Origin of the sequence: Haloimpatiens massiliensis (genome assembly GCF_900184255.1) — a bacterium.
GTDB lineage: Bacteria > Bacillota > Clostridia > Clostridiales > Clostridiaceae > Haloimpatiens > Haloimpatiens massiliensis.
This window is the reverse complement of the sequence record NZ_LT854640.1, coordinates 1,895,117-1,918,938: the sequence shown is the minus strand read 5'-3', so window position 1 is coordinate 1,918,938 and position 23,822 is coordinate 1,895,117. Positions and strand designations below refer to the sequence as shown.

Below are 23,822 nucleotides of genomic sequence, written 5' to 3'. Positions count from 1 at the left end.
AGATTTTTCTTATGATACTTACATCACAATATTCTTATGCTATGGCATATTGAAAAATACAATATATATGTGATAATATAGTGTTATATCGAAAAGGTTTTCTCAAGGGAGTGGTTAAAGCGATTACTATAGAAGATGTAGCTAAAGAGGCAGGAGTTTCTATAACTACTGTGTCTAGAGTGGTAAATAATAATTATCCAGTTAAAAAAGAAACCCGTGAAAGGGTAGAAAAGGCCATAGAAAAGCTTAATTTTATACCAAATCACATGGCAAGAAGTTTGATAACAAAAAAAACTTATACAGTGGGGGTAGTGGTTCCCGGTATAACAAACTTATTTTTCCCAACCATAGTAGAAAATATAGAAAATATAATTAAAAATGAAGGGTATAGTATATCTTTGTGTAATACCGGTGGAGATTATAAGGAAGAGAAGAAACTTGTAAATAATTTGCTACAAAGAAAGGTAGATGGAATTATAGTAATAGATCCTTCAATTAAAAATTTAAAGAATAAATTTTATAAGGAAATTTCATCTAGTATACCTTTATTAATTATAAATGCATTAGGGGAAGATTATAAATTGAATTATGTAAGCTATGATGAAGAAATGGGTATAAAGCAAGCATTAGAGTACTTGTATAATTTTAATCATAGAAGAATACTTTTTATAAGAGGTGAACAAAGTGCTTCCTATGATTTGAGGGAAAAAATTTACAGAAAGTTTTTAGAAGAGAGAAACATTGAATATAGTAAGGTGATTACTGTTGAAAATGGTAATAGTATGTATGCTTCTGAAAATGTTCAAAAAGCTATTGAAAAGGTTCTATTGATGAAAGATAGGCCTACAGCTATATTTGCTTGTAATGATATAATGGCTGTAGGGGCTATGAATTGTTGTAGGAGTTTAGAAATAAAAATTCCAGAGGAGATATCTATAATCGGTTGTGATAATACTTTTATTTCAAATATAACAAGTCCTAAACTTACATCTATTGATTTAGGAATAATGGATGTGGGGCAAATTGCCTCTAATGAAATGTTAAGCATGATGAAGGCTGAGGGTAATGTAAGAAGAAAAATTATACTTGATACTAAATTAGTTATTAGAGAAAGTTGTAAACAAATATAAACCATGTTAACTAGGGATGGGGCGCTCTTATTTTTATCTTATAGAGGAGTGAGCGTTGGTGTTTCTAGACATGGTATAAGGTTATGTTTTACTAAAGGAGTAATTAAGTCTGGCTTTGAAATGTGTCATTTTAAAGTTAGACTTTAAAAATAGAAAAACAGAAAAGGTTTTCCAAAGGGGGAATTAATATGGCAGAATTAAGATGGAACCCATTGTTAAAAGATTGGGTAATGGTAGCTTCACATAGACAAAATAGACCTCAAATGCCAAAGGAGTGGTGTCCATTTTGTCCAGGTTCAGGAAAGGTTCCAGAGGAATATCAGGTTTTAAAATACGATAATGATTTTCCAGCACTCATGGAAAATCCACCCGAACCAGATAAAGTAGGTTCAAATTTTGCTCAAGAGCAATTAGGAGTAGAGAAAACAGGTAAAATTTTAGAAGAAGGTATCTATAAAACCGATAGAGCTTATGGAAAATGTGAGGTAATATTATATTCTCCAAAGCATACAGTAACTCTTCCAGAATTATCAGTAGAACATATAAGAAAGTTAGTGGATTTATGGTGTGAAAGATATACTGAATTAAGTAAAGATAAAAAAATAAAATATATATTTAAATTTGAAAATAGAGGAGAAGAAGTAGGTGTAACTATGCCTCATCCTCATGGACAAATATACGCTTATTCAAAGATGCCTTTGAAGATAAAGACTGAATTAGAATCTTGCAGAGAATATTATGAAAAAAACAATGAATGTTTAATATGTAGAATGAACAAAGAGGAAGAAGAATTTAAGAAAAGAATAATAGTTGAGAATGGCAGTTTTGTAGCATACTTACCATTTTTTACTGACTATCCTTATGGCATGTTTATTGTGAGCAAAAACCACAAAAGTGCTATGATTCACTTTACGGATGAAGAAAAGAATGATTTTGCAGATATATTGAAAAAAGTTACAGGTACTTTTGATGCATTATTTAATAAAAAATTTCCATATATGATGTGTATACATCAAGCACCAGTAAACTCACCTGAATATGGAAATTATAATGATTATTATCATTTCCATGTGGAATTTTATACTCCCCTAAGGTCTGAAAATAAAATAAAGTATTATGCATCATCAGAAATGGGAGCATGGGCAGCATGTAATCCAAGAGCTGTAGAGGAGTGTGCAGAAGAACTTAGAGAAGCTTATAAAAGATATTTAAAGAATTGCAAATAAAATTTTAAAGAGTTTTAAAATACCAGGATGATTTAGCATTAAGGGGTGGGTTAAATGGAGTTAAGAGAATTAAAGAAAAAATTTGAAAATATTTATGGTGCTGGAGAAATGAGAGTTTTCCATTCGCCAGGAAGGGTGAATTTAATAGGTGAGCATATAGATTACAATGGTGGCTATGTATTTCCTTGTGCTATAGAGCTTGGAACTTATGGTATTGTTAGAGAAAGATGCGATAATAAGATAAATTTTGTATCTACTAATTTTAAGCTTAAGGTTGAGACAAATGTAGATGAGTTAGGGTATAGAAAAGAAGATGATTGGGCTAATTATCCCAAAGGTGTTATCAGTATAATGAAGAATAAGGGATATAAAGTAGGCGGCATGGATATTTTAATAAGCGGTAATATACCTAATGGGTCAGGATTATCATCTTCAGCATCCTTAGAACTTTTAATAGGCGAAATGATTAATAGATTATTTAATGAGGGAGAAATTTCTAAAATAGATTTAGTAAAAATAGCGCAGGAAGCTGAAAATAAGTTTGTAGGAGTAAACTGTGGTATAATGGATCAATTTGCAGTGGGCATGGGTAAGGCTAGTAAAGGCATTTTATTAAATTGTAATACACTGGAGTATAAGTATGCTCCAGTAGATTTGAAAGATTATACATTAGTTATAATGAATACAAAAAAGAGAAGAGAACTAAATGAATCAAAATATAATAAAAGAAGAGAAGAATGTGAAAAGGCTCTGGAGATAATTAAAACTAAAAAAAATATAAAATACCTATGTGAATTAACACCTGAAGAATTTAAAAAAGTTAAAGAAATTATAGAGGATGAGGATATAAGAAAAAGAGCAGAACATGCAGTGCTTGAAAATTACAGAGTAAAGGATGCTTTTAGAAAGTTATCAGAGGGAAATTTACAGGAATTTGGGAAGCTTTTGGTAGAATCTCACAATTCGCTTAAGAATTTATATGAAGTTACAGGAAAAGAGCTAGATACCATAGTATATGAAGCATTAAAAATAGAAGGATGCATTGGCGCACGAATGACAGGAGCTGGTTTTGGAGGTTGTGCAATAGCTATAGTTCATAAGGATGATATTACTAAATTCATGAAAAAATTGAAAGAAAGCTACTTCTGTATAATAGGGTACTATCCTGAATTTTATGTTACAGGAATTGGAGAAGGAAGTAGAGAAATTTAGTTTATATAGAAAATAAAAAGTATGAGATTTAGTTGAAATTTAAAGAAGTTGATAATAGAAAGTAATAAGGTACATGAAAATAAATAACAAGTCAAAGATGCAGGTATATTTTGTGTCAGACAAGGAAGCAGGTTCCGCCGCTAGTAGAACTATCGGTGGGGTCTGCTGACGCAGTATGACGCAAAATATACTAGCATACTGACTTGTTATTTATTTGAATGTGCCTAAATAGGACTTATGTCCTATTTTATTTTTTTTATAGCAGTTATACTAGAATTTATGATAGTGTAAAGTGAAATATGAAAAAGCTAAGTTTAAAAATGTTTTGCCCGAAGGACGCAGAATAATAAAATACTTTGTGATTTGAAGATGAAATAACGAATTTTAGGCATGACAAAAAATCCTTTTGAGTGAAGGAAAATTTTTGATATTAGTAATCTCTACATTGAGTTATTCACGTAGTGGTTAATAAATATCCCATATTTACTTTACAACTAAATTAAGCAGAATTTTCAGTTTGCATCTTTAATATTGTTTGTTGACCAAGGTAAATAAGTAATTGCCACTTAGCAGGCATATTGCCCGCATTAGTTAAAATATCTATCTCATTTAGTGGCTTCCAGTAGTTATAAGGATGAGGACGTAGAAAGTTATAATAGGCAACCCAAAGGGAAACGCCATAAAGTGCACCATTCTCGCTTCCATAACCGCAGGTAACGCGATAAGAAGACTTGAAGGTGCGGTTAAGCCGTTCTACTACTTGCTTTACCCAACGAAATTCGGTGGATACAGCATCATTATTGGTGAGTCCGATAACTTGAGTAACATCAAAGTCCCAGCCATTAACGAGTTTACACTGCTGACTTGCAAGAGGGTAGGCACTATAGCCATCTGCAATGAATTTTAAGGCTTTATTAGGGAAGTTTTTAAACTTCTCAAAAGCCATACGCATAGCGAGGATACATGGACCTACAGCACGAGTATCGGATACTTGGTAGCCAAGAATAGACTTTTTACAAGCATCCATGATAATCCAAACATAATGCTTTATGCCTTTTACCTTAATGTATGTTTCATCAGCAGAAAGGATGTTAGAAGGATTATAGTCAAAAGTATCTACAAATGGCTTTATAACTGCGGCAGCAGTCATAGCATAATTAGCAATCATTGTATGTGAAATCTTTATACCATGTACTTCCTCCAAGGCATGTGCTGTCTGCCTAGTAGATAGCTTAAGATTAACGTGATAAGTAAGGCAAAGCCCCATAATGTGGGCATTGAACTTCTTATACTTAAAGTTAATTGCTCTAGAAGGAAGTTCATGTAAGTCCATTTTGAAGAAATCTATGGTGAACTCACGATAGATGTAGTGGAGCTTGTACTTGTGTTTATCAGCGTCACTTAAGTCTTTAGGCAGTTTGTCTAAGTTCTTGCGGTAGTAGGAACACTTAGGATTAACACATTTATGTATTCTAAAATGCTTACGATCTTTCTTTGAAGAAAGAGTTTGTCCGCAATAAGGACAACTAAATACTATAGGTTTAGTAGTGTGGTTACTTTCATTAAAATTTTGACCACAAACCTTGCACTGGTATTGACCTCTAGAGCCATTATTATCGTAGATATACTGGTGAGGGGCACCGCATTTAGGACATAGGATATTTTCAGGGACGGACTTCCCATTACGTCTCTGAACAGGTTTGGTTAGTTTATTATATTTATGTTTATAGTAAGCTAAAAGAAGTTGATAGTCTACCTTTTCAAAACGAACAATTTTAGGTAGTTTATCCACTTTGAATTTTTGATATTCGGGACTATGTGAATCCTCAAAAGCCCACTGCTTAAGAGGAATGTATTTACAAATAAACATAAGTAATTGATAAATTATTTTTAAAAGATATTGATTATAGGAAATTAAATAAGTTATAATTGAATCCATAGCAATGACATCCTTTCATGTTATTTTTGTGTTTTGGCGATTCAATTATAGCATAAAAAAGGGGGTCATTGTTTTTTTATTTAAAAAACTCTGTAACCCTTGATATATAAAGAAATTTTATAAAAATAGTGTAAAAAAACTTTACACTAACGAATTTATAGAGGTGATAATTTTATGAAATTACTTAATGATAAAAATTTAATGAAACATTATATAGATAAATTTCAACTGGATACTATATTTGATAAGGATATGTCTCCATATATGAAACTTTTTCTTTGTGAAAAAGGAGAGATGATTTGTAAAATTGATGATGAATTAGAGTGGATATACTTTTTGGTTAAAGGAAAGCTTAAAGTATTCAATTTGCTTTTAAATGGCAAGTCTACATTGTTAAGATTTAGTACTCCGTTATCAATAGTGGGTGATTTAGAATTATTTAAAAAATACAAAGTTAAAAATAATGTAGAAGCTTTAAATGAAGCTATTATAATAGGAATTAATGTAGAGGATGTAAAAAAATATGCTAGCGAAGATAGTCTTTTTCTAAGATTTGTAATTGAAAATTTAAGTCATAAACTCTATACATTTTCAAATTTATCAGCTTTAAATCAAGCTTATCCTTTTATAAACAGGTTTGCCAGTTATTTAATAGCTATAACATCTGATGAAAATAACAATAGATTAATTGATGAAATAAAAACTAATAATTTAACTGAGCTAGCGAATTTTTTTGGAGTTAGTTATAGACATCTAAACAGGGTGATTAAGGATTTATGTGACAGTGGAATTATAAAGAAAAATAATAAAGAAATAGTAATATTGGATTATGAGAGATTGAAAGATATGTCTGGGGGGCATTACGAATAGATATTAGATAGTATTACTATAAGTTAACTACAGTAATAATAGGGAATATCCACAAAGTTGTTTATACAAATCTATGGATGTTCCCATTTTTATAAATATTTATTGTATTCCTGCTACAGTTAAATCAAACATTTGAACAGTTTTGGGACCTATAAAGCCATTAAATTGCTGAAGTTCTTTAGATAAATACATTTCCTTATGAACTTCATTTATATTTCCAGAGAGGGAGCCACCAGTTATAGGAATAGTTTTTTCTCCATCGAAATACCAACCTAGTCTAATTTCTCCTCCGAAATCTCCAGTTAGAGGATTAAGCTGGAAATCAGAGAAAGATACTAGTTCAATGTAAGGTGATTTTTTTAAGTCTTCTATTGTTTTAGAACCTCCTAAAAATTCCATATTATTAATAGAACCTGTGGTAGGTTGGTTTAAATAGTAGCTATATCTATTGCTTCCGTGATAATTATTTAGTACTCCATTTTCTATTATAGTGACTTTGTCCAAAGCTACACCGTCTTGATCATAAGGTACGGAAAAGATTGAGTTTTTCATTTTAGGATTTAAAACCATAGTAATGGCATCACCTTTGATATTTTCTCCTTGTATCTTTTGGTTTATTTTCCACTGAGATATTTGGTCGTATACAGCAGAAACATTAGATCTAGCAAAATAGTAGCTGAATAGTTCTTTTACTGGAGAACCGGTTAATAGTAATGTATATTTTCCGGATTTAACAGTAGTTGTGGCTATAGCTTTTTCTCTTGCTAATTCCAACATTTCTTTAATATTTCCAGATATAAATTTTTCATCAAAATCGGAGAATTTAATAAATTTGTAAAGTTCAATTTCTTCTCCTGATTCTTTCCAATTAACTATGAATTCTAACTCACCTTTGTATTGTTCATAATTTACGTCTATTCCTTCTGAATTAACTATTCTGTTGTATATTTTATTTAAGAATAATTCACAGGAATTTATGCAGCCTTTTTCATGATTGTCATATTTAAATATTGCGTCTGTAAGTTTAGGAATCCAATAGGAGAGTTCGTGAGAAGCAAAACTTGAAACCATCATATCAGAAATTTTACCTGATGCTTTTGGAAGAGGATAAAATTCATTTTTAATAAGACTTGCAGAATAAGCAGCGTCTTCTAGTATATGATCTATTTCTTTTTCTGTCATAGTAGGATATACATTACAGGTAGAGGAACCGGTAAACTTTTTCCCATCTTCTTCAAAGTTTTTATATACTGTTACATTAAAATAGTGAACTTTTTTGCTTCTATCCATATGGAGTTCTTTTTTTATAAAGAATAACTCTACAGATTCTGTAATACTTTCTATTATTTTATATCCACTTATATCTTTAGCCGATAAGATATTTTTTATAATAGTAATCATTATCCTAACCTCACTTTCGCTTTAATATATGGTCCTCCACAGGATACCTTTACGTACTCTTTATAACCTTTACCACAAGCTCCAACACCTTCTAATTCCACATCTTTTGAAAGCATAGAGATAGATTTTAAAACATCTGGAACATAACCTGTCAATATAACTGGAGATACCATTTTCCCTGTTAACTTTCCATCTTTTATTTCTCTTCCCAAGGTAACTATGCATTGAATACCCCAGTTTTTAGGGTCTTCCATTCCGCTGTTTGCACACTCTAATAAAAAGCCGTGTTTTATAGATGCTATCATGTCCTGTAAGTTATCATTTCCACCTTCAAAAAATGTGTTTGTCATTCTTGCATAAGCTTTTCTTTCAAAAGATTGTCTTTTGCCGTTTCCACTAGATTTAATATTTAATTTTAAAGCAGATAAAGTGTCAGAAAATCCACTTTTGAGTATACCTTTATCTATAACCACAGTGTTACCACCTAAAACTCCTTCATCATCAAAAAGATAGGAAGAAACCTGGTCGCAGCTTCGAGAACCATCGTGCATGGTCACAAGTGAAGAAGCTACTTCTTTATTCATGTATTCCTTTGCTTTTGCTCTGTTTTTAACAAACATATCCATTTCTACTCCATGACCAAAAGCTTCATGAGCTATGATTCCTGAAACTAGAGGATCACATATTACCTCATATTCACCAGGTTCTATAGCACTAGAATTTAATAGTTCTACACAGGTATCAACTACAGGTTTAACCGTAGCTTTCATTTCATCTAAAACTTCAAGTCCCTTAAGACCTGAGAATGTTTTGTAATAAGATTTTGTCTTAGAGTCTTTTCTGGCAATGCTAGCAAGAATGGCTTCGCTCCATATATAGGATTGTTCAAGATCTTTATCCGAAGATATGAATATTTTAGATACCTTTACAGATTGAAAGTTTACTATAAAGTCTAAGATAAATTCTGAAAGAACTAAAGCTTCATTTTTTATAGAATTCATTTTTTCTAGTATTTCTTCATTACTCATAGAAGAAAAATCTAAATTTACATCTCCATTAAAGGTTTTTGTTAACTTCTCTTCTTTAATTATTGGGTAAGGAGAAATTTTTGTTTTTAAATTCTTTAAATTATTTAATTGGTTATCTAGTGTTTTTATCATGGACTTTGCCATGTGTTCCACATTACTATCTATTTGATTAAATGATAGTTCAGAGTAATTTATTCCATTGTGTACTCTTAACACAAAACCCCTTTCATTCCAAAAAGAGTCATTTAAATCTGTACTAGTTCTTCTTACATTAAATGCTTTTCCATAGTTATCTGACCCTAAAATAGATACATATTTATAATGTTTTGAAAGAATTGATACTAGTTGTTTTATTATTGGTTTACTTTTAGTTAAAAAATTTGATAATTGAACTTTCATTAAGCCCCCTCCTTGTATAATATAGTTGTAACATTTTATATTTGTAATAGGTATCCATAAGACCATTGTATTACTGGTAAATATGGAATACAACAAATATATGTAAATTTAACAAAAAACTATATAATTTTTAAATATTGTATTCATGGACTGAAGTAATGTACGTATGGGTAAACATTTTTAATGTAGTTATTTAGAATAAAGGCTATTTTATATGGTTAAAAGATTAGAATTTCTTAAATTAAATTTATTGTTCCAAGCTCTTAGGCAAGTCATGGAGGAGAAATTTCATTATTCCACCACAGTGTACCTTTTTGTGGGTTAATCATATTCTATAATTTTGTGATAAAATATAATAAATATATTAACTACATAATGATTGGTGGTGCTATTTTGATACATGGTGGAGATATTTATACAAATGGAGTATTAAAAGGAGTGGAGCTTATAGATTTTAGTTCTAATATAAATCCTTTGGGAATACCAGAAAGTTTTATAAATAATATAAATGAGGCTTTAAATAATTGTACAAGATATCCAGATATAAAATATAGAGAGATTTTAAAAAGCTTAAGTGATTATACAGGTGTAAATGAAGAAAATTTTCTTCTTGGAAATGGGGCGGCAGAAATAATAGATTTATGTATAGCTTGTTTCAAAAGTATATTGATAGTTGTGCCTTCATTTGCAGAATATGAGATTGACGGGAAAAAGCATGGGTGTAAAATAGAGCATTCCTATTTAAACAAAGATGATATGAGCTATGACTATGATGATATACTAAAAAAAATTCCAAATGTAGAGGCTTTGGTAATTGGAAATCCTAATAATCCTAATGGAGGAATAATTAATAAAGATAAATTTAAAAGCATATTAGATATCTGTGAAAGAGAAGATAAAACCATAATTATAGACGAAGCTTTTATAGAATTTGTAGGAGATAATGAAAAAAGTTTTATAAAAGAATTAGAAAGTTATAAATGCATATTTATCATAAGGGCTCTTACAAAATTTTTTGGTATGCCTGGTATCAGGTTTGGGTATGGCATAAGTAAAAACAAAGATTTACTTCAAAATATAAGTAAAAAGCAAAATCCTTGGAATATAAATTGTTTTGCAGAAACTGCTGTTAAGTATGTTTTAAAAGATACAAAGTATATGGAAAATTCCTTAATATGGATAAATAGTGAAAAAAAGTTTCTTACAGAGCAGTTAAAAGATATAGAATTCATAGATAAAGTGTTTACAACTAATGCTAATTTTTTATTAGTTAAGCTTAAGGGAACTGATTGTAATAAGCTTTACGATTATTGTTTAGAGAAAGGCCTTTTAATACGTAAATGCTCTAATTATAAGGGATTAAATGAATATTATGCTAGGCTTGCAATAAAAGATAAGAGAAGAAATGATATATTAATTAGTATATTAAAAAATTTTTATAGAGATATTTTATGATTAACCCACAATAAGGTACAATGTGGTGGAATTATGAAATTTCTCCTCCATAACTTGCATAAAAGCTCGGAACAATAAATTTAATTTAAGAAATTCTAATCTTTTAGCCATATAAAATTATCTAACGCTCACATTCAGCGTCCTGCTTCAGGTTCGCTAGCCTGGCGTCCTTGCTAGGCTTACGATAATTTTATCTGTCTAAAAGAAGAATTTCTAAAATTAAATTTAAACAGTTCTTTTGCTTCTTATGCAAGTCATTCCAGAGAAATTTCATAATTCAGGTAATGTAATGCTTTTTGTGGGATAATCATTTTATTAAATTTATAAATAACTATTAAAGTTTTCAGATTTGTATTATAATTAACATGGTGAAAAAATTAAATAAATTAAGAAGTTTAGGTGCCAAAATAAAAATTGGTTAAAAGGGAATGTGGTGAAATTCCACAGCAGCCCCCGCTACTGTAATAGTGAACAAATCTCTAAAATCCACCGGTCATACGGCTAGGGAAGGAAGGGAGGAGGACGATGCTAGAGTCAGGAAACCTGCCTAAATTAATAAACAAGGCTTTCGGAGGGAAGGTACTTTTGAAGTTTAAAATGGTAATTTCAACAGTAGTTTTCTCAGAACTACTGTTTTTTATTTATACAAAAATGCTTATAGCGTACCTAAGAAACATAATTTTGAGTTTTTCAAATTATTGATTTTAACACTGTATAGAATAATAGTCTAAAAAATAAAATCCCAGCTTTGAAAAAAGCAGGGAAATAAAAATGAATGAAGGGGAAATTAAATTTTATTGTATTTAAATCGATAAAAATGTTAATTCCAATGCTATTATTGATATGAATATAATACCTATGAATGGGACTATGTTAAAAGATTTTTTTATAAAGGATTTTTTCATGTGAATCACTTCCTATAAATTACTTATTAATTTAATTATATTATAAGTAATATAATTAAAAGTTAAAAAAAGGTTACAATCACATGAAATATAGATAGGAAAAGCACAATAAGTTATTTTGATAATCTTTTTAAAGGTTTTAATATACTATATTACTAAAAGTTTTATAATTTATATTTTTAAAGTGGTATACTCTCTATTTTAATTTGTAATTTGAATTAGGCACATTCAAAGAAATAATCTGTTACAATACTCAATTATCAATAAAGACCAGATTAATTTTAAGTTTGGAGCTTTAAGTCTAAGAGACTATTAATCATTTAGGTATTGACTAAATTTTCAATTATGAATATGGGGGAAGATATATTATGTATTTAAATTTTTTAGATGTACTAATAGCTGTAGCTATAGACTGGCTAATAGGGGATCCCTATGGATTTCCACATCCAGTTATATACATAGGTAAGTTTATAAGATGTTTAGAAAAGACATTTAGAAAAATATCTAAAAGTCCTAGGCAGTTAAAATTTTTTGGAGGAATTATTGTTATATTAGTAGCTGGAATTAGTTTTGCTATTCCATATTTTATTTTAAAATTTACAGAAAAGATTCCTTTACTACATCATATAATAAACATACTAATATTGTGGACAACCATTGCATGCAAATGTTTGAAGGATGAGGCTATAAAGGTTTGTAGGTCTTTAAAGAATGGTGATATTGAAGATGCTAGGCTAAAGCTCTCATACATAGTAGGAAGGGAGACTAAACATCTTTCTGAAGATGAAGTTATTAGGGCAGATGTGGAAACTGTAGCTGAAAATACTGCTGATGGGGTTATAGCTCCTTTGATTTTTGCTATGATAGGTGGGGCACCTTTAGCCATGATGTATAAGGGTATAAATACTATGGATTCTATGCTAGGATATCTGACCAAGGAATACAAAGATATTGGATATTTTCCTGCTAAGGTGGATGATGTATTTAATTTAATCCCTGCAAGAGTTACAGGAATTTTAATGTGTTTTGTTTCTCCTTTAGTAGGTGGAAATATAGTAAAGTCCTTTAAAATAATGATAAGAGATAGAAAAAATCATAAAAGTCCTAATTGTGCATATCCGGAAGCAGCTGCGGCAGGAGCTATGAGAGTGCAGCTTGGGGGGATCAATACATATTTTGGTGAAGTTATATATAAACCAACTATTGGGGATAAAATAATAGAGTTAACTAAGGAACATATAGTGGATGTTATAAAATTAATGTATTTTTCTGAAATGCTTATGTTAATAATCTATATTGTGGTAAGTGTAATATCTAAATTTAGCTAGATATAGCTTAGCTGTTTTAAAATTCATCGGTACAAAATTAATTGCTCAATATATTAATCTTTTAAGGAAATTTTTAATTATTCAGCTTTCCAGGTTATAAAATCATAATTTAAAATTGAAAATTAATGTACAGTTTGAAAATTATATGTGAAAGCTGAGCTAGTTATAAAACATAGGAGGGGTAATTGTGAAAGAATACATAAAGGTTCCAATGGACATTGAAAAAAGAAGTTTTGAAATAATAGGGGAAGAAATGGGAGCTCATAATTTTAATGAAAGAGAACTTCAAATAATAAAAAGGGTAATACATACTACAGCAGATTTTGAGTATAAGGAATTAGTTTATATAAGACCTGGGGCTATAGATGAGGCACTAAAACTTTTGAAAAAGGGGATTACTATTTATACAGATACAAAAATGGCGGCTTCAGGAATTAATAAGAGTGCTTTAGAAAAGTTAAATTGCAAAGTTATTAGTTATGTAAGTGAAAGTTATGTAAGTAAAATAGCTAAGGAAAGAGGTATTACTAGGTCCATGGCAGCGGTGGAGAAAGCTGTAGAGGATGGAGTAGAATTTTTTGTATTTGGAAATGCACCAACAGCATTGTTTAGATTGAAGGAAATGATTTTAGAGGGGAAATCTAAGGCTAAGTTTATAGTAGGTTGTCCTATAGGATTTGTTGGAGCAGCTGAATCAAAAGAAGAAGCAGAAAAATTAGATGTGCCTATGATAACTGTTAGAGGAAGAAAGGGAGGCAGTACAGTGGCAGCTTCTATAGTAAATGCTTTAATGTATATGCTTATAGAAAGGGAATAATAAGAAACCAAGAAATAGGGTGTGTAACTATGCTAAATTTATATGTTAACAGTGAAGGAAAAAAATTAAGATGTGGATATACTACAGGTTCTTGTGCAGCAGCTGCAGCTAAAGCGGCAACTATGATGCTTTTTAATAATGAGATTTTGGATAATGTAAGAATAGACACTCCAAAGGGCATTGAACTCTATTTAGAAATCGAGAAAATTGAAAGGGGAATAAATTTTGTTCAATGTTGTGTTATTAAGGATGCAGGAGATGACCCGGATATAACGGATGGTTTGGAAATATGGGCTAGAGCTGAGATGAGAGAAAGTGGATATATTCTAAAAGGTGGAAAGGGTGTAGGGGTAGTTAAGAGCCCGGGACTTTATGTACCTGAAGGAGAATATGCTATTAATCCAGTTCCAAGAAAGATGATAGAAAAAGAAGTCAGAGATGCATTGCCTGCAGAAAGTGGAGTAGAAATAACTATATTTGTACCTAGGGGAGAGGAGATAGCTAAGAAAACATTTAACCCTAGACTTAATATAGTTGGAGGTATATCTATACTTGGGACTACCGGAATTGTTACTCCTATGTCAGAAGAAGCGCTTAAGGAATCTATTGCCCTGGAAATAAGTCAAAAGGTTAAAAGTGGACAAAAGGATTTAATTCTTTTGTTTGGAAATATGGGAGAGGATATGGCAAAGAAACTTAAGCTTAATGAAAAGGCCATGGTTATAATGTCTAATTACGTTGGTTTTGCATTGGATAGCTGTCTTCAACAGGGAATTGAAAATATTACAATAGTTGGTCATATAGGTAAACTAGGAAAAGTGTCTGCTGGATGTTTTAACACCCATAGTAGAGTTAGCGATGTAAGGCTAGAGGTGTTGGCATTAGAACTTGCATTAATGGGGGCACCAGTAGAACTTGTGAGAGAAGTTTATAGCCAAAAGACCACAGAAGGAGCCGTAAATCTTTTGTGGGAAAGAAGTGGAATGTCAAAGGCAGCCAGGGACAAGTGTGATGAAACTGCTGAGAAAGTTGAGGATAGATATAGTGAATCTACAACTGAAACTAGAGAAAAATATGATGAATTAGAAAGTAGTGGTAAAAAACTTGGGTATGGTTGGTGGAATTTTACTGAGTTATTCCGGAATATATGTAACAAAATAGTTCATAGAATTAAAACTTATACCCACGATGAAATTTCTCCAGAGGTAATAATATACTCCATGGATATTGGAATATTATATGATACAAGAAGAGACAAAAAACATAAAAGTGAAAGAGGGATAAAGAGTAAGGAACAATAAATATACAGTTTAATTCTATAAGGAGGACTTTATGATTTACATAGTAGGAATAGGTCCAGGTCATAAGAATTATATAATTCCTAAGGCTATAGATGTGATGGAAAAAGTTCATAAGGTATTGGGATTTAAAAGGGCCATAGAAAGCTTATATTTTATAAAAAATCAAAAGGTTGAAGTAAAGAGCTTAAAGGAAATAGTGGAATATATAAATAATAATTCTGATGAAGATATAGCAATAGCTGCTTCAGGAGATCCTTGTTATTATGGAATAACTAATTATATTAAAAATAATTATAAGGGTCATATAGAAGTGATAACGGGAATAAGCTCTTTCCAATATATGATGAGTAAAATAGCAGTTCCTTGGAATGAGGCTTTTACTGGAAGTATGCATGGTAGAGAAGAAGATTTTGTAGATATGGTAAAAAGTTATAAAATATCCATTTGGCTTACAGATAAAAAGAATACACCTGATGTGCTTTGTGAGAAATTATTAAAGGCAGGGTTAAATTTAACAGGGGAAAGTTGTAAAACAGCAGGAGTAGCCAGCAAATTAATAGGGACAGGCATGGTGAAATCCATAGATTTAACAGAATCATTAGAATCAGCAGGGGCAGGTTTAGGAATAAAGGTATACGTTGGAGAAAATTTATCTTATGATGAAGAAAAAATCTCTTCGGGAACTCTTTTAGAAATGGNCTCTTTCCAATATATGATGAGTAAAATAGCAGTTCCTTGGAATGAGGCTTTTACTGGAAGTATGCATGGTAGAGAAGAAGATTTTGTAGATATGGTAAAAAGTTATAAAATATCCATTTGGCTTACAGATAAAAAGAATACACCTGATGTGCTTTGTGAGAAATTATTAAAGGCAGGGTTAAATTTAACAGGGGAAAGTTGTAAAACAGCAGGAGTAGCCAGCAAATTAATAGGGACAGGCATGGTGAAATGCATAGATTTAACAGAATCATTAGAATCAGCAGGGGCAGGTTTAGGAATAAAGGTATACGTTGGAGAAAATTTATCTTATGATGAAGAAAAAATCTCTTCGGGAACTCTTTTAGAAATGGCAAGGAAGAGTTACAGTGACTTATGTGTGGTGGTGATTGAAAAATGTATTTTATAAAAGATGAAGAATTTATAAGAGGAAATCCTCCTATGACAAAGGAGGAAGTTAGAATTTTAAGTATCTCTAAAATGAACTTACAAAAGGATCACAAAGTTTTAGATATAGGAGCTGGAACGGGCAGCATAAGCATTCAGTGCAGTAAAATTTGTAGTGAGGGAAAAGTTATAGCTATTGAAAAAGAGGAAGATGCTATAGAAGTTATGGAGCAAAATAAGAAAAAATTTAACTGTACAAATTTAGAACTTATTAAAGGTGAGGCTTTGGAGGTTATAAATAATATAAAAGATATGTTTGATGCTATATTTATTGGAGGAAGCGGAGGGAACATCGAAGACATTATAAGTGAATATAGCAATAAATTGAAAGAAGAAGGAGTTATGGTTTTAAACTTTATAACCATAAGCAATTTATATAGGGCAATGAAGTTTTTAAATAAAATTGGATACAAGACAGAATGTACTCAAATAGCTGTAAGTAAGCTTAAAGGCAAGAGTGGTATGCTTATGGCTAACAATCCAATTTTTATACTGGTAGCTAATAAAAACTAAACAAAGTTCATTAATAGAAAGCGAGGATTTTAATATGGCAAAATTATACGGCATAGGTGTAGGGCCAGGAGATACGGAACTTTTAACTTTAAAAGCTGTTAAAATAATACAAAATTCAGATGTTATTGTGGTACCAAGTGCTAAAAACGGTGGAAAAAGTATAGCTTATGACACTGTTGAAGAGTTTATAAAAAAGGATGCTGAAGTTTTAGTTATGCATTTCCCAATGGGAGGGCCTGAGCAGGAAATAAAAATAAGAGAAAATGCTAAAAAAGTCGAAAAAAGATTAAGCATAGGTCAAGATGTTGTATTTTTAACCATAGGAGATCCATTTATATTTAGTACATATATTTATCTTCTACAGAATTTAAAGGATGACGGGTTTGAAGTGGAGACAGTTCCGGGAATAACTTCATTTTGTGCCTGTGCTAGTGTAGCTAATGAGTACTTAGTAATAGGTGATGAACCTTTATTAGTACTTCCAGCTACTAGATTAGATACGGTTAAAGGTCAAAAGAATTTAGCAATAATGAAGGTTTATAAGATAGAGGAAAAGGTATTGGATTTCTTGGAGAGCAGTGGTTACGATTATGTTTACATTAAAAAGGCTGGAAGAGAAGGACAAGAAATTATAAGAAATAGAGAAGAAATATTAAAGAGCAGGGAATATATGAGCTTGATAATAGCACATAAAAAATAGTAGTTCATAAAAATAGTAATTGTTAAAGAAATAAGTTTTCGTAAATGAATGGAGGAGTTAAAATGGTATATTTTATAGGTGCAGGCCCAGGAGATGTGGATTTAATAACAGTTAAGGGAAGAGATATTTTAACTAAGGCCCATGTGGTAATATATGCGGGATCATTAGTAAATAATAAGCATTTGGAATTTTGCAAAGAAGGTACCAAAATATATAACTCTGCTTCTATGAACTTAGATGAAGTTATTGAGGTTATAAAAAAAGCTGAAGAAGAGAATAAATTAGTTGTAAGATTACATACTGGAGAGCCATCAATATATGGAGCAATCAAGGAACAAATGGATGAGCTAGATAAATTTAATATAGCATATAAAGTTATCCCAGGGGTTAGTTCTTTTGCTGCAGCAGCATCAGCTATAAAAAAAGAATTTACACTTCCTAATGTTTCACAAACGGTTATCCTTACTAGAGTAGAGGGAAGAACTCCTGTACCAGGGAAAGAGGATTTAGAGAATTTAGCTAAAATAGGAGCATCTATGGCTATATTTTTATCTGTAAGCATGATAGAAAAAGTAGTAGAAAAACTAAAAAAAGGCTATGGTAGGAATGTACCTATAGCAGTAATAGAAAAAGCTAGTTGGCCAGATGAAAGAATAGTTGTGGGTACATTAGATGATATAGCTACAAAAGTAAAAGAAGCACATATTACTAGATGTGCTCAAATATTAGTAGGAGATTTTATTGATTGTGAGTATGACAAGAGTAAATTATATGATAAAAACTTCTCACATATGTTTAGAAAATAGTAGAGTTATTGGACAAAGTTGTAAAAAGGAGTCCTAGGTATGGAAAGTGTTATAGTGAGTGTTACTAATGCTGGAGATGAAATTGCAAAGGCTATATCTTCTAGTATTGAATGTATTGTTTATACTAGAGAAATGGTTGTTAAGGAAGGAATAAATAATATAGCTAGAAGGGTAATGAAGGAGTTTAGAAACATTATATTTATATCTTCTACGGGAATAGCCGTTAGAGCCATTGCACCTTATATAAAAACTAAAGATAAAGATCCAGCAGTAATAGTAGTTGACAGCAGTTCTAAATATGCAATAAGTCTTTTAAGTGGACATATAGGAGGGGCTAATGATTTAGCTATTAAAGTATCTAATATCATTAATGCAGAGTCTATAATAACTACAGCAACAGATAACTTAGGCATTGTAGCACCAGATATTATTGCTAAAAGATATGATTTAGTAATTGAAGATTTAAATAAGGCAAAGGACGTGTCAGCAAAATTGGTGCATGGTGAAAAAGTTATATTTTTAGATGAAGAAGGCTTCATTAAAACTCCTAGTGGATATTTAAATTTAGAGGAATTAACTTCTTTAAACCATAAGAACATAAATAAAAATAATAAAGAGGACAATGAAGTATTTTTTCAATTAAGCAAGTTGGGATTTTATGATTTCCTTAAAAAAAATAATATATGTGCAGTAGTTGCAGTGACTAATAAAATAAATTTTATGGATTTTATGGATATACCTGTTTTAAAACTTATAAGAAAAAATATTATTGTGGGTATAGGATGTAGAAAAAATTATGATAAAGAAAAAATGCTAACCATAGTTCATGATGAATTAGAAAAGTTAAATATAGATTTAAGAGCTATAAGTTCAGTGGCTACTGTGGAAGTAAAAAGGAATGAAGCGGCTATAATAAACTTATCAGAAAAACTAAATGCAGAATTAAAGATATTTTCAATTGATGACATTAGAAAGATTCAGCATAAATATTTAGGAAGCAATTTTGTTGAAAAAACCATAGGAGCAACATGTGTTTGTGAGCCGTGCGTAGAATTGGCTGGAGGAGAAACTTTTCTTATGAATAAGTTAAGCAAGGATGGCATGACTTGTGCCATTGGAAAAGAGGCTTAAAACACGTTAAAAAGATAGAGGATACGGAAAATATAGAATCAGTAGGTAATTTAATAAGAAAAAGTATTATTAATTTTTAGAAATACAGGGAAAGGTCTTAATATTTTGAATGTATTAGAGAGGAGAAAAACATGGGAAAGCTTTATGTAATTGGAATGGGTCCAGGTGGAATTGAACATATGACAATAAAAGCTAAGAAGGCTATAGAGGACAGTGAGGTTATAATAGGATACACTAAATATATTGATTTAATATCTCCATTAATACAGGGAAAAGAGGTTTTCTCCACAGGTATGAAGGGAGAAATTCCTAGATGTAAAAAAGCTTTAGAATTAAGTAGGGAGAGAAAAGTTGCAATAATAAGTACTGGTGATGCTGGTATATACGGAATGGCAGGGCTTATACTTCAGATGAGAAATAATGAAGTTGTTGAAATCATACCAGGTGTTACTGCGTCGTCATCAGCTGCATCTATTGTAGGGGCACCTCTTATGCATGACAACTGTAACATAAGCTTAAGTGACTTATTGACTCCATACGATGTTATAAAAAAGAGGGTGGAATTAGCGGTACAAGGAGATTTCATAATATCTTTATATAATCCTAAAAGTAAATCTAGACCCAATAATTTGGCAGAGGTATTAAACATTGTTAGAAAGTATAGAGATGGTAAAACTCCAGTAGCTGTGGTGAAAAATGCTTTGAGAGATGGTCAGAAAACGTATATTTTCACATTAGACAATTTTGATGACAGTGTAGTTGATATGCTTTCAATAGTTATAATAGGAAACAGCCAAAGCTATGTTAAAGATAATATTTTTATAACTCCTAGAGGATATGAAAATAAAGAGGATTTTAATTTATAATAGCAGGAATGAAGGTGAAATAAATGATAGGCCTTATAGTTGGAACATCAGAGGGTAAAAAAATAGTATCTATGTTAAACGAGTTCACAGAAGATTTGTTTATTTCCACTGCTACTAAATATGGTGGGGAGCTTTTGGAAAATTATAAATATAAAGTTTTGAATTCATCACCATTAAATTTAGAACAAATTATTGAAGTTATAAAGCTTCATAATATTAAAATTTTTATAGATGCATCACATCCATATGCCCTAGAGGTTACGGAGAATGTGGTAAAAGCATGCCAGGTATGTAAAATACCATATATAAGGTATGAGCGCCCATCTGTAGTAGAAAAATATGATAGGTATGAAAAATTGATACAAGTGGATACATATGAGGATATATATGAATGCGTGAAAAATGTTAAGGGAAATATATTAAATACTAGCGGAAGTAGAAATATGGACAAAATACTCAAACTGGGATTAAAAAATAGAATAATTCATAGGGTTTTGCCATCTTTAAAGGTCATGGAAGAATGTTTTAATTTAGGCGTTAAATTAGAGGATTTAATAGCTATAAAGGGTCCTATAAGTTATGATTTAAATTTAAGTTTCATAAGAGAATATAATGCCAAAGCTATTATTATGAAGGATAGTGGAGTGGAAGGCGGAACAGGAGAGAAGCTAGAGGCTGCTATAGCTGCGGATATTTACGCCATTGTGATTAAGAGAAGTAATAAGAAATTAGATAAGGTATTTATGAGTATAGAAGAAATGATAGAGTATATTAAAAATATAAAATTGAAAATTTAAATTAAGGAAAGAACTTTTTTAGGGAGTTTCCATAAAATATAGGTTAAGAAATTAAAAAATAACGAAAAAGTAGTTAAAAAAGTTTTTAAATTTAAAAATTTTCCTTAAATAGAGTAGTAGGAGATATCTTTAGTTATTTAAAATATAAATAAAAGTAATTAACTATAGTAAAATGTACTTATGAAAAGGAAGTGAGTACATTTGAAAAATAATAATTATAAACCAAATGAAGTTGTAGAGTTAATTAATGTATCAGTTAGAACATTACAAAGAAGGGATAACGAAGGAATATTAAAAGCATTTAGAACACCAACAAATAGAAGATAATATACTTATGAGCAATACAAAGAAAATTTAAGAAAAAGATAAAGGAAGATGAAGAAGTTGAAAAAAGCATACAAAATAGAAATTAAACCAACAGAAGAACAGATAACTAAAATTCATCAAACTATTGGTGTAAGTAGGTTTATATACAATTTTTATATTGCTCATAATAAAGAAGTTTATGAAAAAGAGAAAAAATTTATTAGTGGTATGGATTTTTCTAAATGGCTTAATAACAAATATATTCCTCATCATCCTGACAAAGCTTGGATTAAAGAAGTGTCTTCCAAAGCTACTAAACAAGCCATTATGAATGGAGAAAAAGCTTTTAAAAAGTTTTTTGATGGTAAAGCAAATTTCCCTAAATTTAAGAAAAAGAAAAATCAAGATGTTAAAGCTTACTTTCCAAAGAATAATAAAACAGATTGGACTATTGAAAGACATAGGGTTAAAGTTCCGACTTTAGGTTGGATTAGATTAAAAGAATTTGGATACATTCCAGTTAACTCTATTGTTAAAAGTGGTATAGTAAGTCAAAAAGCAGATAGATATTTTGTTTCAATTTTAGTTGAAGAAGCTATTAATTTAGACAATAAACCTTATTCAGAAGGAATAGGCGTAGACCTTGGACTAAAGAATTTTGCAATTTGTAATAATGGCTTAACTAAAAAGAATATTAACAAAACTAAAACAGTTAAAAAAGCAGAAAAGAAACTAAAACGTGAGCAAAGAAAGCTTTCAAGGAAATATGAAAGTTTAAAATTAAGAAATAAAAAAGAGAAAGGAGAAGCTACTCGTCAAAATATCCAAAAACAAATAGTCAAGGTACAAAAACTTCATCAAAGACTTACAAATATAAGAACTGATTACATAAATAAAACAGTGAATGAGTTAATAAAACAAAAACCAAGTTTTATAACTATTGAAGATTTAAATGTAAGTGGAATGATGAAGAATAGGCATTTAGCAAAGGTAATTGCTGGGCAAAAGNAATAGTCAAGGTACAAAAACTTCATCAAAGACTTACAAATATAAGAACTGATTATATAAATAAAACAGTAAATGAGTTAATAAAACAAAAACCAAGTTTTATCCGATGACTACCTGCCGTAATACTCCCACTTCTAACAAAGTGGGAGATAACGGCAGCTACGTCCCTGGATAACGATCTCTAACCTTCAGATGGAGTAAAAACTTCATCTGAAGCTAAGAGTTCTGTTTATAACTATTGAAGATTTAAATGTAAGTGGAATGATGAAGAATAGGCATTTAGCAAAGGTAATTGCTGGGCAAAAATTTTATGAATTTAGAATTAAACTTATTTCAAAAGCTAAACAAAATGGCATTGAGATAAGAATAGTTGATAGATTCTATCCAAGTAGTAAAATGTGTAGCTGTTGTGGAGCATATAAGAAAGATTTAAAACTATCTGATAGAGTTTATAAATGCAGTTGTGGGCTTTCTATTGATAGAGATTTAAATGCTTCAATAAATTTAGCCAATGCTAAAGAATATAAGATAGCTTAATTAAACAAGCACTTATATATGTACCCAAGGCTATTTGGGGAATTAACGACTGTGGAGTGCTATACAAACTGTAGTAGCTTAGGCAAGACAGAGTACATTGAAGCAGTAAAAATCTCAATATGGATACATTTGACCATATTTTGAGTAGCAGGATATTAATATGAGTGAAGCTAGCAGTGGTAAAAAAGGAATTCTTGTGGTGAGTTTTGGTACTAGCTATGAAGACACAAGAAAATTAACCATAGAGGCTATAGAGAGCAAAATTAAAAATAGTTTTCAGGAATATGAGATTAGAAGAGCATTTACTTCAGGAATTATAAGAAAAAAGATTAAAAGAAATGAAAATATTCATATAGATAGCACCAAAGAAGCTTTGGATAGAATGAAAGCTGATGGATTTAATGAGGTTATAGTTCAACCATTACATATAATTCCTGGCATAGAATATGATGCAGTAAAGGAAACTGTTAATGAATATACGAATTTATTTGATAAAATAATTATTGGTACCCCATTACTTTATGAAGAAAAAGAATATGAAGAAGCAGTAAGTGCTCTAAAAAATCAAATTTCAACAATGAAAAGTAATGAAGGTGTTGTTTTAATGGGGCATGGAACTACGCATTATTCCAATGCTTGTTATGCATTATTACAATACATATTAGAAGAAAGTGAACTTGAAAATATATTTGTAGGGACAGTAGAAGGATATCCTACCTTAGATAATGTAATAAGAAGACTTAAGAAAAATAAAATAGATAATGTAGTATTAATGCCATTTATGTTAGTGGCTGGAGACCATGCAAATAATGACATGTCCGGAGATGAAGAGGATTCATGGAAAAACATATTAAAAAATAATGGAATTCAATCTACTGTTTATCTTCATGGGTTAGGTGAAAATTTATCTATACAAGATATATACATAGAAAAAATTAAAAATTTACTTTTGTAGAAGTTTAGAATACTTCAAATATATTACA

19 protein-coding genes, 3 pseudogenes and 1 riboswitch are annotated in these 23,822 nt (G+C 30.5%); of the genes and pseudogenes, 19 read left to right on the top strand and 3 right to left on the bottom strand.

Translation table 11 applies throughout. From position 1 onward, the window contains the following. The first annotated feature begins 110 nt into the window (after positions 1-110). The 3 genes from C1715_RS17260 to C1715_RS17250 all read left to right on the top strand — a co-directional run bounded on the left by C1715_RS17260 (position 111) and on the right by C1715_RS17250 (position 3,568). Positions 111-1,130 carry a LacI family DNA-binding transcriptional regulator gene (locus C1715_RS17260; protein WP_242971988.1) on the top strand — a complete coding sequence of 340 codons (1,020 nt, stop codon included), beginning with the start codon at positions 111-113 and terminating at the stop codon, positions 1,128-1,130. Positions 1,131-1,318: 188 nt separating this feature from the next. After that, entirely contained in the window at positions 1,319-2,356 is a 1,038-nt protein-coding gene (galT, locus tag C1715_RS17255; protein WP_102401590.1) for a galactose-1-phosphate uridylyltransferase, read from the top strand. A 54-nt stretch (positions 2,357-2,410) separates the two neighbouring features. Next, a complete protein-coding gene (locus C1715_RS17250) occupies positions 2,411-3,568 on the top strand; it encodes a galactokinase (protein WP_102401589.1) in 1,158 nt (385 codons plus the stop codon). 499 nt (positions 3,569-4,067) lie between these two features. Here the strand turns inward: C1715_RS17250 and C1715_RS17245 are convergent, their stop codons facing one another. Continuing rightward, the gene (locus tag C1715_RS17245) at positions 4,068-5,507 is read right to left on the bottom strand and encodes a DDE-type integrase/transposase/recombinase (protein ID WP_102398978.1); all 1,440 of its coding nucleotides are present in this window, start codon (positions 5,505-5,507) and stop codon (positions 4,068-4,070) included. A gap of 174 nt (positions 5,508-5,681) precedes the next feature. Here C1715_RS17245 and C1715_RS17240 point away from each other — a divergent pair, with 174 nt between their 5' ends. After that, positions 5,682-6,377 carry a cyclic nucleotide-binding domain-containing protein gene (locus tag C1715_RS17240; protein WP_102401588.1) on the top strand — a complete coding sequence of 232 codons (696 nt, stop codon included), beginning with the start codon at positions 5,682-5,684 and terminating at the stop codon, positions 6,375-6,377. Positions 6,378-6,476: 99 nt separating this feature from the next. Here the strand turns inward: C1715_RS17240 and C1715_RS17235 are convergent, their stop codons facing one another. Next, on the bottom strand, positions 6,477-7,778 hold the full coding sequence (locus C1715_RS17235) for a metallopeptidase TldD-related protein (RefSeq protein WP_102401587.1): 1,302 nt from the start codon (positions 7,776-7,778) through the stop codon (positions 6,477-6,479). Continuing rightward, positions 7,778-9,205: a TldD/PmbA family protein gene (locus C1715_RS17230; protein ID WP_102401586.1), complete on the bottom strand. Its 1,428-nt coding sequence runs from the start codon at positions 9,203-9,205 to the stop codon at positions 7,778-7,780. Before C1715_RS17230 ends, C1715_RS17235 begins: the two co-directional genes overlap by 1 nt. 393 nt (positions 9,206-9,598) lie before the next feature. On the opposite strand from C1715_RS17230, the gene C1715_RS17225 reads away from it, so the two are divergent. The 15 genes and pseudogenes from C1715_RS17225 to C1715_RS17155 all read left to right on the top strand — a co-directional run bounded on the left by C1715_RS17225 (position 9,599) and on the right by C1715_RS17155 (position 23,794). Further along, positions 9,599-10,660 (top strand): pyridoxal phosphate-dependent aminotransferase, encoded by a 1,062-nt coding sequence (locus C1715_RS17225; protein ID WP_102401585.1) that lies wholly within the window; start codon positions 9,599-9,601, stop codon positions 10,658-10,660. Positions 10,661-11,040: 380 nt separating this feature from the next. Beyond that, a riboswitch (cobalamin riboswitch) is annotated at positions 11,041-11,225 on the top strand. Between the two features lie 708 nt (positions 11,226-11,933). Next, complete coding sequence (cbiB, locus tag C1715_RS17220; RefSeq protein WP_102401584.1) at positions 11,934-12,893, top strand: adenosylcobinamide-phosphate synthase CbiB; 960 nt, start codon at positions 11,934-11,936, stop codon at positions 12,891-12,893. 187 nt (positions 12,894-13,080) lie between these two features. Further along, entirely contained in the window at positions 13,081-13,710 is a 630-nt protein-coding gene (locus C1715_RS17215) for a precorrin-8X methylmutase (RefSeq protein WP_102401583.1), read from the top strand. Between the two features lie 29 nt (positions 13,711-13,739). Continuing rightward, entirely contained in the window at positions 13,740-15,011 is a 1,272-nt protein-coding gene (gene cbiD, locus C1715_RS17210) for a cobalt-precorrin-5B (C(1))-methyltransferase CbiD (protein WP_102401582.1), read from the top strand. Positions 15,012-15,042: 31 nt separating this feature from the next. After that, entirely contained in the window at positions 15,043-16,137 is a 1,095-nt protein-coding gene (gene cbiE / locus C1715_RS20370; RefSeq protein ID WP_278320126.1) for a precorrin-6y C5,15-methyltransferase (decarboxylating) subunit CbiE, read from the top strand. Continuing rightward, a complete protein-coding gene (gene cbiT / locus C1715_RS17200; protein WP_102401581.1) occupies positions 16,125-16,688 on the top strand; it encodes a precorrin-6Y C5,15-methyltransferase (decarboxylating) subunit CbiT in 564 nt (187 codons plus the stop codon). The genes cbiE and cbiT overlap by 13 nt, the downstream gene beginning before the upstream one ends. A gap of 34 nt (positions 16,689-16,722) precedes the next feature. Then, entirely contained in the window at positions 16,723-17,388 is a 666-nt protein-coding gene (locus C1715_RS17195; protein ID WP_102401580.1) for a cobalt-factor II C(20)-methyltransferase, read from the top strand. A gap of 62 nt (positions 17,389-17,450) precedes the next feature. Continuing rightward, positions 17,451-18,194 carry a precorrin-4 C(11)-methyltransferase gene (gene cobM / locus C1715_RS17190; RefSeq protein ID WP_102401579.1) on the top strand — a complete coding sequence of 248 codons (744 nt, stop codon included), beginning with the start codon at positions 17,451-17,453 and terminating at the stop codon, positions 18,192-18,194. Between the two features lie 39 nt (positions 18,195-18,233). Further along, complete coding sequence (cbiG, locus tag C1715_RS17185) at positions 18,234-19,325, top strand: cobalt-precorrin 5A hydrolase (RefSeq protein WP_102401578.1); 1,092 nt, start codon at positions 18,234-18,236, stop codon at positions 19,323-19,325. 131 nt (positions 19,326-19,456) lie between these two features. Further along, positions 19,457-20,191, top strand: coding sequence for a precorrin-3B C(17)-methyltransferase (cobJ, locus tag C1715_RS17180; protein WP_102401577.1), 735 nt, complete (start codon positions 19,457-19,459; stop codon positions 20,189-20,191). Positions 20,192-20,214: 23 nt separating this feature from the next. Beyond that, on the top strand, positions 20,215-20,988 hold the full coding sequence (locus C1715_RS17175) for a cobalt-precorrin-6A reductase (RefSeq protein WP_102401576.1): 774 nt from the start codon (positions 20,215-20,217) through the stop codon (positions 20,986-20,988). A gap of 201 nt (positions 20,989-21,189) precedes the next feature. After that, positions 21,190-21,312, top strand: a pseudogene (locus C1715_RS19885) (MerR family transcriptional regulator); the annotation flags it as partial. A 60-nt stretch (positions 21,313-21,372) separates the two neighbouring features. Further along, a pseudogene (locus tag C1715_RS17165) lies at positions 21,373-22,302 on the top strand (RNA-guided endonuclease InsQ/TnpB family protein); the annotation flags it as partial. Between the two features lie 228 nt (positions 22,303-22,530). Beyond that, positions 22,531-22,839: pseudogene (locus tag C1715_RS17160) on the top strand (RNA-guided endonuclease InsQ/TnpB family protein); the annotation flags it as partial. A gap of 160 nt (positions 22,840-22,999) precedes the next feature. Beyond that, positions 23,000-23,794 (top strand): sirohydrochlorin cobaltochelatase, encoded by a 795-nt coding sequence (locus C1715_RS17155; RefSeq protein WP_102401575.1) that lies wholly within the window; start codon positions 23,000-23,002, stop codon positions 23,792-23,794. Positions 23,795-23,822 lie beyond the last annotated feature (28 nt).

What these genes read in the sequence shown, in the direction of transcription:
- C1715_RS17250 (WP_102401589.1), top strand. Translation starts at nt 2,411, where the DNA reads ATGGAGTTAAGAGAATTAAAGAAAAAATTTGAAAATATTTATGGTGCT.
- cbiB (WP_102401584.1), top strand. Translation starts at nt 11,934, where the DNA reads ATGTATTTAAATTTTTTAGATGTACTAATAGCTGTAGCTATAGACTGG.
- C1715_RS17230 (WP_102401586.1), bottom strand. Translation starts at nt 9,205, where the DNA reads ATGAAAGTTCAATTATCAAATTTTTTAACTAAAAGTAAACCAATAATA.
- C1715_RS17240 (WP_102401588.1), top strand. Translation starts at nt 5,682, where the DNA reads ATGAAATTACTTAATGATAAAAATTTAATGAAACATTATATAGATAAA.
- cobM (WP_102401579.1), top strand. Translation starts at nt 17,451, where the DNA reads ATGGTATATTTTATAGGTGCAGGCCCAGGAGATGTGGATTTAATAACA.
- cobJ (WP_102401577.1), top strand. Translation starts at nt 19,457, where the DNA reads ATGGGAAAGCTTTATGTAATTGGAATGGGTCCAGGTGGAATTGAACAT.
- cbiG (WP_102401578.1), top strand. Translation starts at nt 18,234, where the DNA reads ATGGAAAGTGTTATAGTGAGTGTTACTAATGCTGGAGATGAAATTGCA.
- C1715_RS17175 (WP_102401576.1), top strand. Translation starts at nt 20,215, where the DNA reads ATGATAGGCCTTATAGTTGGAACATCAGAGGGTAAAAAAATAGTATCT.
- C1715_RS17245 (WP_102398978.1), bottom strand. Translation starts at nt 5,507, where the DNA reads ATGGATTCAATTATAACTTATTTAATTTCCTATAATCAATATCTTTTA.
- cbiD (WP_102401582.1), top strand. Translation starts at nt 13,740, where the DNA reads ATGCTAAATTTATATGTTAACAGTGAAGGAAAAAAATTAAGATGTGGA.
- C1715_RS17235 (WP_102401587.1), bottom strand. Translation starts at nt 7,778, where the DNA reads ATGATTACTATTATAAAAAATATCTTATCGGCTAAAGATATAAGTGGA.
- C1715_RS17195 (WP_102401580.1), top strand. Translation starts at nt 16,723, where the DNA reads ATGGCAAAATTATACGGCATAGGTGTAGGGCCAGGAGATACGGAACTT.
- C1715_RS17155 (WP_102401575.1), top strand. Translation starts at nt 23,000, where the DNA reads ATGAGTGAAGCTAGCAGTGGTAAAAAAGGAATTCTTGTGGTGAGTTTT.
- cbiT (WP_102401581.1), top strand. Translation starts at nt 16,125, where the DNA reads ATGTATTTTATAAAAGATGAAGAATTTATAAGAGGAAATCCTCCTATG.
- galT (WP_102401590.1), top strand. Translation starts at nt 1,319, where the DNA reads ATGGCAGAATTAAGATGGAACCCATTGTTAAAAGATTGGGTAATGGTA.